Source organism: Curtobacterium sp. MCSS17_015, from assembly GCF_003234265.2.
Lineage (GTDB): Bacteria > Actinomycetota > Actinomycetes > Actinomycetales > Microbacteriaceae > Curtobacterium.
Genome location: NZ_CP126256.1, coordinates 586,451 through 603,845 on the forward strand (window position 1 = coordinate 586,451; position 17,395 = coordinate 603,845).

Annotated in this window: 15 protein-coding genes; 8 read left to right on the forward strand and 7 right to left on the reverse strand. The window is 72.6% G+C overall.

Annotation, left to right across the window (positions count from 1 at the left end; all coding sequences use genetic code 11):
• Positions 1–311 precede the first annotated feature (311 nt).
• On the forward strand, positions 312–7,073 hold the full coding sequence (locus DEJ18_RS02775) for an Ig-like domain-containing protein (RefSeq protein ID WP_181434106.1): 6,762 nt from the start codon (positions 312–314) through the stop codon (positions 7,071–7,073).
• Between the two features lie 266 nt (positions 7,074–7,339).
• On the opposite strand, the gene DEJ18_RS02780 is transcribed toward DEJ18_RS02775, so the two are convergent.
• Complete coding sequence (locus tag DEJ18_RS02780) at positions 7,340–8,071, reverse strand: SOS response-associated peptidase (protein WP_111209468.1); 732 nt, start codon at positions 8,069–8,071, stop codon at positions 7,340–7,342.
• On the opposite strand from DEJ18_RS02780, the gene DEJ18_RS02785 reads away from it, so the two are divergent.
• The gene (locus DEJ18_RS02785; protein WP_349775054.1) at positions 8,070–8,777 is read left to right on the forward strand and encodes an NAD(P)H-dependent oxidoreductase; all 708 of its coding nucleotides are present in this window, start codon (positions 8,070–8,072) and stop codon (positions 8,775–8,777) included. The genes DEJ18_RS02780 and DEJ18_RS02785 overlap by 2 nt on opposite strands.
• On the opposite strand, the gene DEJ18_RS02790 is transcribed toward DEJ18_RS02785, so the two are convergent.
• From DEJ18_RS02790 to DEJ18_RS02800, 3 genes are all read right to left on the reverse strand, one after another.
• Complete coding sequence (locus DEJ18_RS02790; RefSeq protein WP_111209469.1) at positions 8,716–8,934, reverse strand: hypothetical protein; 219 nt, start codon at positions 8,932–8,934, stop codon at positions 8,716–8,718. The two genes, DEJ18_RS02785 and DEJ18_RS02790, sit on opposite strands and share 62 nt — an antisense overlap.
• 35 nt (positions 8,935–8,969) lie before the next feature.
• Positions 8,970–9,644: a hypothetical protein gene (locus DEJ18_RS02795; protein ID WP_111209470.1), complete on the reverse strand. Its 675-nt coding sequence runs from the start codon at positions 9,642–9,644 to the stop codon at positions 8,970–8,972.
• Between the two features lie 81 nt (positions 9,645–9,725).
• On the reverse strand, positions 9,726–10,511 hold the full coding sequence (locus DEJ18_RS02800) for an SDR family NAD(P)-dependent oxidoreductase (protein WP_111209471.1): 786 nt from the start codon (positions 10,509–10,511) through the stop codon (positions 9,726–9,728).
• Positions 10,512–10,603: 92 nt separating this feature from the next.
• Here DEJ18_RS02800 and DEJ18_RS02805 point away from each other — a divergent pair, with 92 nt between their 5' ends.
• From DEJ18_RS02805 to DEJ18_RS02815, 3 genes are all read left to right on the forward strand, one after another.
• Complete coding sequence (locus tag DEJ18_RS02805) at positions 10,604–11,188, forward strand: TetR/AcrR family transcriptional regulator (RefSeq protein ID WP_111209472.1); 585 nt, start codon at positions 10,604–10,606, stop codon at positions 11,186–11,188.
• 133 nt (positions 11,189–11,321) lie between these two features.
• Positions 11,322–11,747, forward strand: a complete 426-nt coding sequence (locus DEJ18_RS02810; protein WP_111081778.1) for an organic hydroperoxide resistance protein — start codon at positions 11,322–11,324, stop codon at positions 11,745–11,747.
• A 37-nt stretch (positions 11,748–11,784) separates the two neighbouring features.
• On the forward strand, positions 11,785–12,165 hold the full coding sequence (locus tag DEJ18_RS02815; protein ID WP_111209473.1) for a YchJ family protein: 381 nt from the start codon (positions 11,785–11,787) through the stop codon (positions 12,163–12,165).
• A 69-nt stretch (positions 12,166–12,234) separates the two neighbouring features.
• Here the strand turns inward: DEJ18_RS02815 and DEJ18_RS02820 are convergent, their stop codons facing one another.
• Entirely contained in the window at positions 12,235–13,107 is an 873-nt protein-coding gene (locus DEJ18_RS02820; RefSeq protein ID WP_111209474.1) for a shikimate dehydrogenase family protein, read from the reverse strand.
• Between the two features lie 70 nt (positions 13,108–13,177).
• Here DEJ18_RS02820 and DEJ18_RS02825 point away from each other — a divergent pair, with 70 nt between their 5' ends.
• A complete protein-coding gene (locus DEJ18_RS02825) occupies positions 13,178–14,197 on the forward strand; it encodes an iron-siderophore ABC transporter substrate-binding protein (RefSeq protein ID WP_258371158.1) in 1,020 nt (339 codons plus the stop codon).
• Positions 14,198–14,423: 226 nt separating this feature from the next.
• Here the strand turns inward: DEJ18_RS02825 and DEJ18_RS02830 are convergent, their stop codons facing one another.
• A complete protein-coding gene (locus tag DEJ18_RS02830; protein ID WP_220034282.1) occupies positions 14,424–14,828 on the reverse strand; it encodes a DUF1304 domain-containing protein in 405 nt (134 codons plus the stop codon).
• A gap of 78 nt (positions 14,829–14,906) precedes the next feature.
• Between DEJ18_RS02830 and DEJ18_RS02835 the strand changes: the two genes are divergently transcribed.
• Both DEJ18_RS02835 and DEJ18_RS02840 read left to right on the forward strand, forming a co-directional pair.
• Positions 14,907–15,224, forward strand: coding sequence for a chorismate mutase (locus DEJ18_RS02835; RefSeq protein ID WP_110823490.1), 318 nt, complete (start codon positions 14,907–14,909; stop codon positions 15,222–15,224).
• Positions 15,221–16,405: a lactonase family protein gene (locus tag DEJ18_RS02840; RefSeq protein ID WP_181434107.1), complete on the forward strand. Its 1,185-nt coding sequence runs from the start codon at positions 15,221–15,223 to the stop codon at positions 16,403–16,405. The genes DEJ18_RS02835 and DEJ18_RS02840 overlap by 4 nt, the downstream gene beginning before the upstream one ends.
• Positions 16,406–16,456: 51 nt before the next feature.
• Here the strand turns inward: DEJ18_RS02840 and DEJ18_RS02845 are convergent, their stop codons facing one another.
• Positions 16,457–17,392 carry a 2-hydroxyacid dehydrogenase gene (locus DEJ18_RS02845; protein ID WP_111209475.1) on the reverse strand — a complete coding sequence of 312 codons (936 nt, stop codon included), beginning with the start codon at positions 17,390–17,392 and terminating at the stop codon, positions 16,457–16,459.
• Between the last annotated feature and the right edge of the window lie 3 nt (positions 17,393–17,395).

Consider the following 17,395-nt stretch of genomic DNA (forward strand, 5'->3'; position numbering starts at 1 on the left):
CGAAGCACCACCCGGAGGCCTGACCCCCGGACCAGCATGACCGAGGCCCCGCCGGAACACCGGCGGGGCTTCGACGTGCCCGGAGCGGGTGCGTCCCGGCGGTGACGTCCCCGATTCGGGGGCGTGTACCCCGGATTCCGGCACTGGTCCCCCCTACTGGGGACTCGGGTTGTCCCCGCAGTGTTCAGGTTCCTGCCAGGATCGAGAACGGCGCCGACGACCGTCCCCGAGATCCTCGGGTCCTCGACCGCGCCAGGCTCGCTGTCTCGACCCGAAAGTGACTCATGCTGCCTGCTCCCCAGGGCACTGCTGTGCCTCGCCGTGCATTCGGCCTCCGCCCCCTCGCCATGCTCGGCGCGGCCCTGCTGGTCGGAGCCGGTCTCGGCACGACCGCCACCGTCGTCACCGCTGCTCCGGCGTCGGCCGCGGTGCAGGCCACGGACGGCGGGCACTTCGTCTGCGACCAGAACACGCTGTACGCGTCGAACAGCGCCGGCAAGGTCGTCGCGATCGACATCACGCAGGGCACGAGCAAGGGTTCGACGGTCGACGTCGCGGACCTCGGCACCGGGGCCAACAACGGTCTCGGCATCTCCCGCGAGGGCACGGCGATGTACGCCGCGGGCAACAACACCACCGCGACGCTGCGCTCGTTCGACCCGAAGACGAACACCGCCTCCGCTCCGGTGGCCACCGACAAGGTGCGCACCGTCATCCGCGGTGCCGTCAACCCGGTCACGGGCATGTACTACTACGGCGACAACGCCGGAGCGCTCCTGGCGTACGACCCGGCCACCCGGAAGGCGATCGGACAGGTCGGTCAGATCACCGGTCTGAAGTCCGGCAACGGGGACTTCGCGTTCAGCTCCCAGGGGCTCTTCTTCGTCGTCGCGGCGGACAAGGTCTACCGGGTGGACAACGAGACCGTCCCCACGGCGCCGGGAACCACGGCACTGACCACCACCGAGATCGCGACGCTGCCGGCGGGCACGAACAGCCCCGGCATCGCGTTCTCGTCGGACGGCTACCTCTACGTCTCGAACACGACCACCACCGGCTCCGGCACGAGCGCCGTCTCGACGACGACGATCTACCAGCTCGACCCGACCTCGGGCACCCAGGTCCGGAGCTTCCCGGTCACCGGGAACTTCGGGGCGAGTGACCTGGCCAGTTGCAACTACGCCGACACCGTCACCGGCCGCACGAGCGTCGACCAGCGCTGGAACACCGGCGACCAGTTCCACCTCGCCATCAGCGGGAAGGACGTCGACCCGACGAGCGCGGGCGCGTCCGCCACCACGACCGGCGACACCACCGGGCTGCAGAGCAGGAAGGCCGGCGCGATCCTCACGACGCCCGGCAAGCAGGTCACCGTGACGCAGACGGCTGCCGGGACCACGAAGCTCGCTGACTACGACACCACGTGGAGGGCGGTCGACGTCAACAGCGGGACCGTCGTCGCTTCCGGCGTCGACCAGGTCGCTTCCTTCACCTTCCCGCAGGCCGTGGGATCCGACGGCACCGACGTCGTCGTGACGTTCACGAACCGGATGAAGCCCGTCCGGGCCGCCACCACGGCGGACACGTACTCGACCCCCGTCGGCACCGCGCTCGCCGTCCCGGCCGCCGGCGTGCTGCGGAACGACACGGGCACCGGCCTGACGGTCACGAAGCACACCACGCCGGCCAGCGGCACGCTGACCATGACGGCGACCGACGGCAGCTTCTCGTACACCCCGGCCGCCGGCTTCTCCGGTACCGACCAGTTCGACTACACCGCGACGGACGGTGGCGGGCAGAGCTCGACGAGCACCGTCACCATCACGGTCACGCCGACCGCCACGGACGACGCGTTCAGCCTGCACGCCGGCTCGACCGTCACCGCGACCGCCGCCGACGGCGTGCTCGCGAACGACCGCGGCTCCCGACTGACCGTGACCGGCAACACCGCGCCCGCGCACGGCTCCCTGACGCTCGACGCCGACGGCTCGTACTCGTACACACCCAGCGCGCGGTTCTCGGGCCAGGACTCGTTCACCTACACGGCGGAGGACTCCGCCGGCACGACGATCACCGGCACCGTCAGCATCACCGTCCTGCCGACCGCCAAGGCCGACACGATCGCGGCCACCGCCGGTGAAACCACGACCGTCGCGGCACCCGGGCTGCTCGGCAACGACCTCGGCTCCGGCCTCACGGTCACCGGCACCACGACGCCCGCGCACGGCACCGTCACGGTCGCGACGGACGGCACCACCGTCTACACACCGGCCCCGGGGTACTCCGGCACGGACAGCTTCGACGTCACCATCACCGACGGCAACGGGAAGTCCGACACCGTCACCGTGACCGTCCGCGTCGCGCCGAAGGCCGTCGACGACACCGCCACGGTGGACGCCGGCCGCTCGGTCAGCACGACCACCCGCGCGGCGGGGATCCTCGGCAACGACTCCGGGGACCGCCTGCGGCTGACGACCTCGACCGACCCGGCGCACGGCACCCTGGTGCTCGACGCCGCCTCGGGCACGTACACCTACACGCCGGCCGCCGGCTTCTCCGGCACGGACCGCTTCGACTACACCGCTGCGGACGCCACCGGCGCGACGACCTCGGCCACGGTGACGATCACGGTCCGACCGTCCGCCACCGCCGACACGGCGACCACGCCCGCGAACCGGCCCGTGACCGTCGACGTCCAGGCGAACGACCACGGCAAGGGCCTCACCACGGCGGTCGTCACCCAGCCGGCGCACGGCACGGTCGCGGTCGGGACCGACGGCACCGTGCAGTACTCGCCGGCCGCCGGCTACTCCGGCACCGACTCCTTCACCTACGCGGTGACCGACGCCGCCGGGCGGACCACCGACCCCGTGGCCGTCACGATCACGGTCACACCCGTCGCCACGGCAGACACCGCCGGCGGCAAGGCGAGCCAGACCGTCACCATCGCCGCCGCCACCCTCCTCGGCAACGACTCCGGCACCGGCCTAGCGGTCACGAGGGTGACCGGCGCCGCGCACGGCACCGCCACCCTCGGCGCCGACGGTTCCGTCGTGTACACGCCGGAACGCGGGTTCTCGGGGACCGAGACCCTCACGTACACGGTGACCGACGCCTCCCGGCAGTCGACCACCGCGACCATCACCGTCGTCATCGGCCCGATGGCGATGCGCGACAGCGCGACCACCACCGCCGGGGCCACCCTGACCGTGTCGGAGGCGGACGGCGTGCTGGCCAACGACCGCGGCTCCGACCTGACCGCGAAGGTCGACCAGGCGCCGGCGAACGGCACGCTCGTGCTGCGGGCCGAGGGCTCGTACACGTACACGCCGGCCGACCGCTTCTCCGGCAAGGAGACCTTCACCTACACGGCGACCGACGGCTCCGGCAACCAGGCGACCGGGCTCGTGACCATCACCGTCACGCCGCGCGCGGGCGACGACACCCTCACCACGGTGGCGGGCCAGGCGCTCGTCGTGACCTCGGGAGCCCTGACCGGCAACGACTCCGGCGTCGGCCTGACCGTCACCGTGGTGTCGAACGGGGCGCACAGCACCGTCACCCTCGGCACCGACGGCTCGATCACGGTCACCCCGGCGGACGGCTTCTCCGGCACGGACACCCTCACCTACACGGTGACGGACGCGAACGGGTCGACCAGCACCGGGACCGTGACCGTCATGGTCGCCCCCGTGGCGAAGCCCGACTCCGGCACGGTCCGGGCGGGGGAGACCCTGGCCCGCACCACCAGCGCGACCGGTGTGCTCGGCAACGACTCGGGCACCGGCCTCACCGTCACGAGCCACACCGAGCCGACCTCCGGCGTCCTCGTCCTCGACCCGGCCACCGGTGCGTTCCGGTACACGCCCGTCGACGGCTTCTCGGGCGACGACGCGTTCGCCTACACCACCACCGACACCGCCGGCACCCCGGTGACCGCCACCGTCCGCCTCGTCGTCACCCCGGTGGCGCAGGACGACACCGCCACGACCTCGGCGAACCGGCCGACGACCATCGCCGTGCAGGGCAACGACTCCGGGTCCGGGCTCCGCACCGCCCTCGTCACGGAGGCGACGAACGGCACGACCGTCGTCGAGCGCTCCGGCTCGGTCACCTACACGCCCGTCGCCGGGTTCTCCGGCACGGACTCCTTCACCTACCGGGTGACCGACGCAGCCGGGCGGACCACCGACCCGGTGACCGTGACGATCACCGTACGACCGGTCGCGATGGCGGACACCCTCGGCACCGCATCCGGTCGCCCCCTGACGGTCCCGGCCGCGACGCTCCTCGGCAACGACTCCGGCACCGGCCTCACGGTCACGAAGGTGTCGGGTGCCGCCCACGGCGCCGTCACCCTCGGTGCGGACGGCTCGGTCGTCTACACGCCGGATCGCGGGTTCTCCGGAACCGAGACCCTGACGTACACCGTGACCGACGCCTCCGGGCAGACGGCGACCGCCACCGTCATCGTCGTCGTCGGCCCGATGGCGATGCGCGACAGCGCGACGGCGACCGCCGGTGCGACGCTGACCGTGTCGAAGGCGGACGGCGTCCTGGCGAACGACCGCGGCTCGGACCTGACCGCGGCGGTCGACCGGGCACCCGCCCGCGGTGACCTCGTGCTGCGAGCCGACGGTTCGTACACGTACACGCCCGCCGACGGCTTCTCCGGACGTGACACCTTCACCTACACGGCGACCGACGGCTCCGGCAACGTGGCGACGGGTGTCGTCATGGTCGTCGTCACGCCCACCGCGGGCGACGACGTCCGCACCACTCCGGCCGGGCAGCCGGTGACCGCGACCTCGGCCGCGCTCACCGCGAACGACTCCGGCACCGGACTGGTCGTCACCGGCGTCACGAACGGTGCACACGGCACCGCCACGGTCGCCGCCGACGGCTCCGTCACCTACGTGCCCGCAGCCGGGTGGTCCGGCCAGGACACCGTCACGGTCACCGTGGCCGACGCCGTCGGCAGCACCGCGACGAGCTCGCTGACCATCACGGTCACGCCCGTCGTCGCCGCCACCGACACGAGCGCCACCGCCGACGGTGAACTCGTCGTCCCCGCCGACCAGGGCGTCCTGCACGGCTCCACCGGCACCGACCTCGAGGTCACCGACCACACGACGCCCGACCACGGCACCGTCGAGGTCGACCGGGACGGCTCGTACACGTACACGCCGAAGCCCGGCTACTCCGGCCCGGACACCTTCGACGTGACCGTGACCGACGGCTCCGGCACCACCACGACCGGCACCGTGACGATCACCGTCATCCCGAAGGCCGTCGACGACACCGCCACCACCACGGCGTCCACGCCGGTCGCGGTCGACGTCACCGGCAACGACTCCGGCACCGCGCTGCGGGTCAGCGGCGTCGGCACCGCAGCGCACGGCACCGCCAGCGTCACCGGTGCGGGCACGGTCACGTACGTCCCGGCCGACGGGACCTCGGGCACCGACACCTTCCGGTACACCGTCGTCGACCCGACCGGAGGCACCGCCTCGGCGACCGTCACCGTGACCGTCACCCCGACGGCCGTCGACGACGCCGTGAAGACCCCCGCCGGCACGCCGGTCGCGATCGCCGCGTCGACGCTCCTCGGCAACGACTCCGGCACCGGCCTGACGGTCACCGGACACGGCGACGCCCGCCGCGGCACCGTCACGACCGGCACGGACGGCGGCCTCGTCTACACGCCGGTGGCCGGGACCTCCGGGACCGACCGGTTCGGGTACCGGGCGACCGACGCCTCCGGGCAGACGACGACCGCCACCGTCACCGTCCTGGTCGGCGCCGTCGCGGTCGACGACTGGAGCACCACGAAGACGAACGGCGTCGTCCGGATGCCCGCCGCCAGGGGCGTCCTGTCCGACGACGCCGGCAGCGGGCTCTGGGCGTCGCTCGACCTCGCGCCGCAGCACGGCAGGCTCGCGCTCGAGAAGGACGGGTCGTACGAGTACACCCCGACGGCGAACTGGTCCGGTCGCGACTGGTTCACCTACACGGCACACGACTCCGAGGAGAACACCGCCGTCGGCCTCGTCGCGATCGACGTCACGCCGACCGCGCTCGACGACGCCGCCCGCACCGGTGCCGGTCGCCCCGTCACCGTGCGCGGCCCCGGCGTGCTCGGCAACGACTCGGGCACCGACCTGACCGTCGTGTCCGTCGGGAGCGCGGTGCACGGCACCGCGACCCTCGCCGCGGATGGCACCTTCGTCTACACCCCGGCGAAGCGGTTCTCCGGCGTCGACACGGTGCCGTACACGGCGCAGGACGCCGCCGGACAACGCACCGAGGCGACCGTCACCGTGACGGTCGGCGTCACCGCGACCGACGACGCCGGCGACACCGTCGCCGGCACGCCGCTCACCGTCGACGCCCGACACGGTCTGCTCCGCAACGACGACGGCACCGGGCTCTCGACGAACCTGCACCGGAAGGCGGCGCACGGCACGGTCCGCGTGCACGCCGACGGGTCGTACGTCTACACGCCGTCGGCCGGCTTCACCGGGACGGACACCTTCGCCTACCGCGTGACCGACGCCTCGGGGCAGACGACCACCGCGACCGCGACCATCCGGGTCGTCGCCGCAGCGGTCGCCAGCGACGACGCGCGCACCGGCAGCACGGGCGAGCCCGTCACGATCGACCCGCTCGAGAACGACACCCCGACCGGCGGAGCCATGTTCGACACCGACACGCTGCACCTGCTCGACCCGGCAACGGGACACATGACCGACCGCTTCACGGTGGACGGCTCGGGCAGCTGGAGCGTCGAGGACGGCGTGGTCACCTTCACCCCTGAGGGCGACCACCACGGCACCGTCACGGCGGACTACACGGTGCAGGGCAGCGCCGGGCAGGTCGTCACCGCGACGATCACCGTCACCTACCCGACCGGGCTCGCCGCCGTCGCGCACGTCGCGGAGCTCGCCTTCACCGGCAGCACCGGATTGCTCGGGCTGGGGCTCGGGGCGCTCGCCCTCGTCCTCGCCGGCGCGGCGCTCCTGCTCCGGCGGCGGGTGGCCGCGCCGGTGGTGGGACCGCGTCGCCGGGGGTAGGTCCACAGCACCGGACGGGAGGCCCGGCCCACGTCAGCCGACAGACTCGCGTGGGCCGGGCCTCCCGTCCGCCAGCCGGGGTCGCTGGTCCAGGCGGTCGGGTCCAGCCGGGTCGGCCAGCCGGGTCGGCCAGCCGGGCCGACCAGTTGTGTCGGCCAGCCGCCGACCAGTTGTGTCGGCCAGCCGTGTCGGATCGGCCAGTCCTGCCGCCTGTCCCGTCCCGTCGGGAGATCGGTCCGTCCTGTCGCCCGTCCGGCCCCGCCGGGTCAGGCGACCGGGTCGATGAGGTGCGGGCCGTCGTTCCGGACGCTGTTCACCGTGCGGGCGACCTCGTACTGCTGCAGGCCCGCCGCGACCTCGAGCGACTCCCGGTCGAGCAGGGTGAGCAGGTCGCCCGTGCCGGCACCCTCGCCGAGCCAGGCGTCGTAGCCGTCGGGGGTGAGGAACGCCGGCATGCGGTCGTGCACCTCGCCCGGGGCGACGTGGGCGTCCCGCGTGATGATCGCGAGTGACAGGCGCCACTTGTCCGGGTCGTCCTCGGGCTTGGTCGGGTCCGGCCACGCGCTCACGACGCCGGCCATCGCCAGCGCACCGCCGGGCTCGTGCACGAAGTGGGGTTCCTTGCCGTCCTCGCGCACGACCCACTCGTAGTAGCCCTGCGCGGGGACGATGCACCGGTTCGTGGCGAACGCCCGCTTGAACATGCCGCTCGTGGCCACGGTCTCGATGCGGGCGTTGATCGGCTTCGGGCGCTGCTTGGCGAAGTCCTTCGCCCAGCTCGGCACGAAGCCCCAGCTGATCTGCGGGAGCTCGCGCTGCCCGTGCCGCTGTCGGACCGCGTACACGGGGTCCGTCGGCGCGACGTTCCAGCTCGGCGCGAGGCCGGTGTGCACCTCGCCGGTGTCCTCGTCGACGTGCTCGGTGCGCGCGGCGAGCTCACCGACGAGCTCGGGCAACAGGTCAGCGGTGGTGTCGGAGACGACGAAGCGGCCACACATGCGACCAGTGTGCCCGGACCCGCCGACGTCGGTGCGGGCTCAGCCGGGTCCGCTTGACTGTCGGCCGTGCAGACCCTCATCGTCACCGCCCACCCCGACCCGGACTCGCTCACGGCGGGCATCGCTCGACAGCTGCAAGCCGCCCTGCACCCCGGCGAGGTCGCGCTCGTCGACCTCGCCGCCGAGGGCTTCGACCCGCGGTTCGGCTCCGGGGACCGGGACGCCTACCGCGGCACCGGGACGCTCCCCCGCCGACGTCGTCCGCGAGCAGCAACGCCTCGACACCGCCGACCACGTCGTGCTGGTGTTCCCCGTCCACTGGTGGTCGATGCCGGCCCTCATGAAGGGCTGGATCGACCGCGTGTTCGTCAACGGGTGGGCGTTCGACATCGACCCCGCCGACGGGACGCGGCGGAACCTCGGGCGGCTCACCGTGCACCTGCTGCCGGTCGCCGGTGACACGGCCGGCACGTACGAGCGACACGGCTACGAGCAGGCGCTGCGGACGCAGATCGAACACGGGATCGTGGACTACTGCGGGGCGGTCCGTGGGGTGACGGCGTTCGTGTACGAGTCGGAGCAGGACGACGACGCGGCCCGCCGAGCCCTCGTCGACGACGCCGTCCAGCGGATCGCACGGGCCGTCACCGGTGCTGCCGGCGTCGTCGGTGCTGCCGGCGTCGCCGACGGTCAGAGCGCGGAGTGACGAGCGCCCGGTTCGTGTGTCCGACGAGCGCGCGGAGGTCCCAGACGCCGAGCGCTGGCGAAGCCCAGAGCGCTGGGTCCTCGGCGGGGGAGGGCAGCGCGGTCACCAGGTCGACGAACGACGACGCGGTCGGGGCGAACAGTGCGCGGATGTCCATGGGCTCATCCTGCCGTGGCGGTCACCGGGCGTGGGTCAGACGTCGGGCAGGCCGACCTTCGACCCGGACGGGAACCGGTTCCGGCCGGTCGGGGTGGCCGATCCGGGCTCTGTCGGCGGGAGGGCAGCGGCGGCACGGTGGGCCCGCTCCGTCCGGCCGAGCCGGAGGATGCGGTCGGGAACGAGTCCGAGGTAGCCGAAGACCCACAAGAACGCGAGCGCAGACCGGCCGCCGAGCAAGAAGAGCGCGATGCCGGCGAACGCGAGTCCGATGAGGCCAGGAGCTGCCCGCATCACGTCGACGACGAGCGTCCGGCGCACCAGGGCAGTGTCGGTGAGGACGGTATCCCGGTCGTCGGGCTCGATGTCGGGCATCCGGCGCCCGAGGTACCGCTGCACCGAGGCCCGAGCGATCCGCATCGTGTCCGGCCGCACCTGGTACCCGTTGATCGTCGCCGGCGGTTCGTCCCTGCGTCGCATCGGGAAGCACGACACCGTGATGAGTCCGGCCGCCAGCGCCCCCAGGAGGACGATGAGTGGGGACTGCCCCGGACCGACGTCGATCCAGCCGGTCCCTGCGTCGGTCACTGCGAGCAGCACCCCGATGGCGACCGCGACGACGACGCCGACCAGCAGGGCGCGTCGGAGCCGGTCGACGGACACGTCCTGCCGGAACCGCGCGCGGAACACCTGCCACCCGAGTCGGTACACACCACCTGTCTACCGCTCAGGCCTCCTCGGCGGACGCTCGGTGCAGCGACGAGGTCAGGCAGTCCCGGTGCAGCGACGAGGTCAGGCCGTCGTCCTCGGGGACGAGTCGGCCAGGCGCAGGACCGTCCGCCTCGGCAGCAGCGGCGCGATGCGACTGGTCCGCGTGTTCGCGTTGCCCGAGACGGCACTGACCGGGGGCGTCGGCTTGTCGAGGGCACGGAGGGCCGCAGCGACGACCTGCTCGGGCGTCTCGAACCGCACCCGACCTTCGTCGGTGCCGGAGTTCCGGTAGAACTCGGTCTTCGTCGGACCGGGCGAGAATGCCATGACGGTGACCCCGGAGTCGCGCAACTCGTACGCCAGCGCTTCGGTGAACCGCAGGACGAAGGCCTTCGAGGCTGCGTAGACCGCCATCCCCGGCGTCGGCATGTAGGCCGTGAGGCTCGCGACGTTGAGCAGCACGCCGCGGCCGGTGGACACGAGCCCGGGGAGGAACGCGTGGCACACGTCGACGACGGCGTCGATGTTGACGGCGAGCTGGTCCTCGAGTTCGGACGGCGTGCTGTCCACGAAGTCGCGGGTCAGACCGATGCCCGCGCAGTTCACCACCGTGTCCACGCGGACGCCCAGCCGGTCGAGCTCGGCGAGGAGGCGCGCGCCGCTCGACGGCTGCGTGAGGTCGAGCGGCACGACGGTCACCACCCGACCGTGCGCAGCCCGGAGCGACTGCGCCAGCTCCTCGAGGACGTCGGCCCGGCGTGCGACCAGCACCAGGTCGGCTCCGCGCGCGGCCAGGGCACGGGCGAACTCCCGACCGATGCCGGAACTCGCGCCGGTGACGAGGGCGGTCGTGTTGCGGTGGTCCATGCACTGCTCCTTCGGGGTTGACGGGTTGACGGGTGTAAACCTAGGCGCTCGGTTGACGGGTGTCAACCAGCCCGTTGTGCGACAGTGGCTCCATGACGAACGCGTCGCGTACCCGCACGGGCGACCAGCTGCGCGACGACCTCCTCGCAGCCGCGACGGATCTGTTGTCGCAGCGACTGGCCGTCACCCCGCCGTCCCTCAGGGAGACCGCGCGCGCGTGCGGTGTCTCGGCGACCGCCGTGTACCGGCACTTCCCGTCGCAGCAGGCGCTGCTCATCGCCGTGGCCAGCCAGAGTCTCGCCGCGCTCACCGCCGCGATCGAGGACTCCGGCGCGAGCGTGTCGACCGACGACCGCGCCGCGGCTCTCCGGACCACCGCGAGCGCCTACGTGACGTGGGCGGTCGCGAACCCCGGGGCGTACCAGCTCTTGTTCGAGGGGCGGGACCTCCTGGAGGACCCGGCGCAGATCGAGTCCGGGATCGACCGACTGCAGAGCCGTCTCGACGCCCTCCTCGTCGGCCTGCCCGCGGGGGACCGCGACGAGCGGTTGCAGGCCGACCTGCTCTGGATCTCCCTGCACGGGCTCGTCGTCACCCGTATCCGGAAGACCCGGCAGCAGTGGGAGCGCACGGTCGTCGAGGACGCCACCGCGCTCGTCGACGCCTTCATCGGCTGAGCCGGGCCGCCGCACACCCCCGTGCGCCGCCAGCACCCGGACACGCCCGACGCCGTGCACCAGCGGAACCGGTGAGCAGCCCGCGGCCGGGCCTCCTCAGCGATCGTCCAGCGACGGTCGATGACCTGGGCTCATGACTCTCGACATCGTCTACACCGCAGCCGCCCACGCCACCGGAGGCGGCCGCGACGGACACGTCCGCACCGAGGACGACCGCATCGACCTCGACACCCGCCCGCCGAAGGAGATGGGCGGCAGCGGTGAGGGCACGAACCCCGAGCAGCTCTTCGCCGCCGGGTACGCCGCGTGCTTCCTCGGCGCGCTGCACGTCGCCGGCAAGCAGCTCGAACTCGACACCACCGGCGCCGAGGTCTCCGCCGAGGTCAGCATCGGCGGCAACGGCGCGGGCGGATTCGGTCTCGCGGTCGAGCTCGACGTCTACGCCCCCGCGGTCGAGGGGTCGTCGCGGCAGCGTCTGGTCGAGCTGGCGCACACCATCTGCCCGTACTCGAACGCCACCCGCGGCAACATCACGGTGACGCTCTCCCTCGTCGACTGAGCGCCTGGCGGTGCTCGCCGCTCCCTAGGCTGGAGCGGTGAGCACCGAGCGCTGCCCCTGTCTGAGCGGGAACCCCTACGACGAGTGCTGTGGCCCCCTGCACGCCGGCGCGCCCGCCCCCACCGCCGAGCGGCTCATGCGGTCGCGCTTCTCCGCCTTCGCGCTCGGTCTGCCCGCGTACCTGCTCGACAGCTGGCACCCGAGCACGCGCCCGGCGACGCTCGAACTCGACCCGGCGCAGCGGTGGACGCGGCTCGACATCGTCGCGGCCCGGTCGGGAGGCCCGTTCGACACCGCGGGCACGGTCACGTTCCGCGCGTGGTGGCGCACCGACATCTCGCGCGGAACGCTCGAGGAGACGAGCGAGTTCGTCCGCGAGGCCGGGCGCTGGTACTACGTCGACGGCATCGTGGCCTGACCCACCAGGCTCGAGCCGGTACCGGGCGGGACGGGGGTGTCTCGCGGCACCGCGTGCAGTGGCCGCGCGTCAGCCGATCGTCGGCGGCAGCCCGACGGCGGCGCGCATCGCCCGGCGCACCTCGGCCTCGTCGGGCAGCAGCTCGTCCTCGTCACCGGTCAGGAAGAAGCGGATCTGTCCGATGGCCTGCTCGGTGAGCATGTCGAGGCCGTTCAGCACGCGGCCCCCCGCCGCGTTCCACGCCGTGGAGGCCCGGGTCGGCCACGGCTCGTAGGCCACGTCGAACAGCACCGCGTCCGGACCCGACGGCACGAGGGGCAGGTCGTCTGCGGCGCCGCCCGGGAGGGTCGACACCACGAAGCCCATCGGCCCGGCGGACGACAGGTCGTCGAGCGGATGCACCTCGAGCGTCACGCCGAGCCGGGCGGCGAGCATGACGAGGTCGCCCGCCTTGCCGGTGTCGCGGAGGAACACCCGGACCAAGGACGCCCCGAGCCGCAGGGACGCGGTGAGGGCGCTCGCCGCGGTGGCTCCTCCACCCAGGACGGTGGCCTCGCCGGGGACGTGACCGAGTGCGGCGACCGGGCGCACGAGCCCGGCGACGTCCGTGTTCGCGCCGGCGAGGACGACCGAGGACCCCTCCTGGCGGAACGCGACCGTGTTCGCGACCCCGAGCTCGTCGACGAGCGGGGTCGTCCGGTCGAGGAGTGGCAGCACCTTGCGCTTGAGCGGCATCGTCAGGCTGAGGCCCCGCCATTCCGGACCCAGCCCCGCGACGAACGCGGCGAGTTCGCCGGACGCGACCTCGTGCCTCCCGTACGAGAAGGGGAGACCGAGCACGTCGTAGGCCGCCGCGTGCAGCGTGGGGGAGAGCGAGTGGGCGATGGGGGAGCCGAGCACGGCGAGCTGCGTCCGGTCGGCGTCGGGGAAGGTCGGGGCCACGCGCGCAGCCTATCCGCGGGGCCCTCACCAGGCCTCCCGGAGGAGGAGCGCTTAGGTTAGGCTACCCTTCGTGATCCGTACCTCCCTCCCCAAGCGCCGCCTCGGGCGCGTGCTCGCCGCGGCCGGTGCCGTCGTCGCCGCCACCCTGGTCCTCTCCGGCTGCTCGTCGTCGAGCACGCCGTCCTCGTCCGACTCCTCCGACGGAGGCTCGTCGGACGGCGCCTTCCCGGTCTCCATCACGACCGGACTCGGCACGACGACGATCGACTCGGCCCCGAAGCGCGTCGTCGCCCTCGGCTGGGGTGACGCCGAGACGGCACTCGAACTCGGTGTGCAGCCCGTCGGCGCCAGCGACTGGCTCGCGTTCGGCGGCGAGGGCGTCGGGCCGTGGCTGAAGGGCGCGTACGACAAGGCGCCGAAGATCATCGAGACGCTCGAGCCGAGCTACGAAGAGATCCTCAAGCTCGACCCCGACGTGATCCTCGACGTGAAGAGCTCGGGCGACAAAGACCGCTACGACAAGCTCTCCGCCATCGCCCCGACCGTCGCGATCCCGAAGGGTGGCGAGAACTACCTCGCCTCGACCGAGGAGCAGGTCGACATGATCTCGAAGGCGCTCGGCAAGGAGAGCGAGGGCAAGCAGCTCCTCGCCGACCTCGACGACTCGTACGCGGCAGCGCGTGAGGCGCACCCCGAGTTCGACGGCAAGACCGCCGCGATCGGCGCCTACACGTCCGAGGGCTTCGGCGTCTACGCCTCCCGCGACAGCCGTGCGACCTTCATGCAGAACCTCGGGTTCACGATCCCGGAAGCGATCGACGAGGCCGCCGGCAAGGAGTTCTCCGTCTCGCTGTCGAACGAGAACCTGGACCTGCTCGACGCCGACCTGACCGTCGTGCTGCCGATCTACGTCGAGGCGTCGAAGGCGTCGTCGGACCCGCTCTTCAAGAAGGTGCCGTCGGTCGAGGCCGGGCACGCCATCGTGATCGACGACTCGGACGTCTCGACGGCGTTCTCGCTCGGCACGACCGCGGCGATCGAGTGGGCGCTCGAGCGCCTGCCGGACGAGTTCGCGGCGAAGCTGGGCTGACGGCTGACGGCTGACGGCTGACGGCTGACGGCTGACGGCTGACGGCTGACGGCGGTCGGCGCTGGAGAGCGGCCTGCTGGCGCCGACTGGCCATGCTGGCGCCGACCGGCCCTGTACGACGAGAACCGGCTCGAACCGCGGAACGACGCGGTTCGAGCCGGTTCGTGTTGGGCCGGGGCCGTGGCCGTGGCCAGCGACCGCAGACGCGGGGGGTCGCCGCGCGCGGTCAGGCGCCGAACGTCGACGCGAGGAACGCGAAGAGCAGCGCGATGAGCGGGAACGAGCCCTGCACGAAGGCCGAGTTCAGGTACTTCCGACCGGTGCCGGCCAGGACGACCGCCGCACCGAGCATGCTCGCGCAGGCGAAGACGACGAGGGTCCACCCCGTGGCGCCGTTGCCCGCCAGCACCAGCACGACACCGAGGACCGCGCCGATCGCGAGGAACAGGTTGTAGAAGCCCTGGTTGAAGGCCAGCGAGCGCGTGGCCTGCGCGTCGGCGTCCGAGGCGATCCCGAAGATGCGGCGGACGCGGGGACTCGTCCAGGCCACGGACTCCAGGAAGAAGATGTACACGTGCACGAGGCCCGCCAGGACCGCGAAGACGCCGGAGATCGCCAGCAGAACCGTCATGCAGCCATCATCTCAGGAGTGGAGGTGTGCTCTGGTCCGCCCCTCGTCGCGTCCGCGCTCGGTCAGTAGGCTCGGGGCATGAACGAGGCCCCGAGCACGAACGACGAAGACGCCGTCGCCGAACTCCAGAGCATCCGGCAGAGCATCGACAACATCGACGCCGCCGTGATCCACATGCTCGCCGAGCGCTTCAAGTACACACAGCGGGTGGGGTACCTCAAGGCCGCGGCGGGGATGCCGGCAGCCGACCCCTCACGCGAGCAGATCCAGGTCGCACGGTTGCGGTCCCTCGCTGCCGAATCGCACCTCGACCCGGCGTTCGCCGAGAAGTTCCTCAACTTCATCGTCGCGGAGGTCATCCACCACCACGAGCGCATCGCGGTCGGCGAGCTGTGAGCCTGCCGGGGCAGCACCTGCCCGAGCTGCACCTGCTCATCGGGTCGTACACGGCCACCGGCGGGGGGAACGCGACCGGCATCTCGATCGTCGGGTCGAGCGGTGCCGGCGCCGACGGGCCTGCGCTCGTCGCGTCGACCGTCGCCGTGCTGGACGACCCGTCGTTCCTGGCCGTCTCGGGGGACCGCGTGTACGCCGTCTCCGAGACCACCGACGGCGGGGTCCACGCCTTCCGCCGATCGGGTTCGTCGCTCGAACACCTCTGGGACGCATCCGCCGGTGGTGACGCGCCGTGCCACATCCGGGTCGACCCCGCCGGCGCGCTCGTCGTCACGACCTACGTCTCCGGCACCGTGACGGCGGTCTCGCTCGAGGCGGCCGAGTCGTACGCGGCCTCGGTGTCGGCCAGTGACGGGATCGTCGGCGGGCCTGGTGCCGCAGTCGGGGCCGGGGCCGGGGCTGACGGCGCCGGTACTGCCGCCGGACACGGGGTCGCCGGGCGGGGGACCGGGGTGTCCGCCGTGCTGCCCGACGCGGCCGTCGCGACCGAGGTCCTGCCCGACGCGACCGGTCCCGACGAGGACCGTCAGGACCGCCCACACGCGCACCAGTCGACCGCCACCCCGGACGGCACCGTCCTGGTCGCCGACCTCGGGGGCGACGCCCTGCACGAGTTCCGGGTCGCAGCGAACGCGACCTCGGTGTCGATCGAGCCCCTGCGGGTGCACCACGTCGCACCGGGGGCGGGGCCGCGGCACATGGCCTGGTTCGACGGGGACCTGCTCGTCGCCGGGGAGCTCGACGGTCACGTGTACCGGATGCGACGGGACGGGTCGGGGTCGTTCCGTGAGGTCTGCACGGCCGCCGCCTTCGACGGGCCGGTCAAGACCTCCCTGCTCAGCCACATCGAGGTCGACGAGCACGGGCTCGTCACGGTCGCGGTCCGGGGCCGCGACCAGATCGTGGTGCTCGACGCATCCGACGGCGGGCTCCAGGTCGTCGGGGCAGCGTCGGCGGGCGGCGTGTGGCCGCGGCACTTCGCGCGGGTGCCCGGGTACCTGCTCGTCGCGAACCAGATGTCCGACGCCGTCGCGGTGCTCCCCGTCGGCGACGACGGCGTGCCGGGCGAGGCGGTCGCGCAGATCGCCGTGGGCAGCCCGACCTGCATCGTGCCGCTCTGACCCGGGCTCGGGCGGGTTAGGCCGAGCAGCCCCGACCGGGGTTCACCCCGGTCAGGCCTGGCGGACCGGGACCTCGACGAGGTTCTCGAACGGTCGACCCTCGGCGAACGCCGACACCTGCCGGCGCACCAGGTCGAGCGATCGCGGCACGCTGAGGTCCGTGTTGCCCCCGACGTGCGGCGTGAGCACGGTGTTCGGCGTCGTCCACAGCGCATGACCGGCGGGCAGGGGCTCCGGGTCCGTGACGTCGAGCGCCGCCGACAGTCGGCCGGACCGCAGCTCGGCGACCAGGGCGTCGGTGTCCACGACCTTGCCGCGCGCCACGTTCACCAGGAGGGCGCCGTCGGGCAGCGCTGCCAGGATCCGCGCGTCCACCAGTCCCTCGGTCTCGTCGGTGAGCGGCGTGATGAGCACGAGTACGTCGGTGGTGCGGGCGAGCTCGGGCAGGTCACCGAACGCGTGCACCTGCCGGCCGTCCTGCTCCCGTGCGGTCCGGGCCACCACGGTCACCTCGGTGCGGAACGCCTCGAACCGCGTCGCGATGGCGGAGCCGATCGCACCGTAGCCGACCACGGTCACCCGACGGTCGGCCAGGGAACGGGTTTCGCGCGAGTCCCATCGCTGCTCGGTCCGGTCGAACTGGAACGCCGAGATCTCGCGGAGGGACGTCAGTGCGAGACCGACTGCCAGTTCGGCCGTCTCGTCGTCGTGGATGCCCCGGCCGTTCGCCAGGTGCGCGTGGCCGGGCACGTGCGGGATCGCCCACTCGTACCCGGCGCTCGGCAGCTGCAGCAGCTCGAGGTTCGGCAGGTCGTGCACGTACTGCCACCGGTGCCGTCCGCCGAAGTAGAACGGCAGGAAGGCGATGGCGACCTCGTCGGCCCGGGGGTGCGGCGCTTCGACGTCCCAGACGTCGAGTTCGATGCCGTCCGGCACCGGGCCGAACCGGTCGACCAGTTCCTGGAAGGGCAGCGTGACGATCGGCACCGT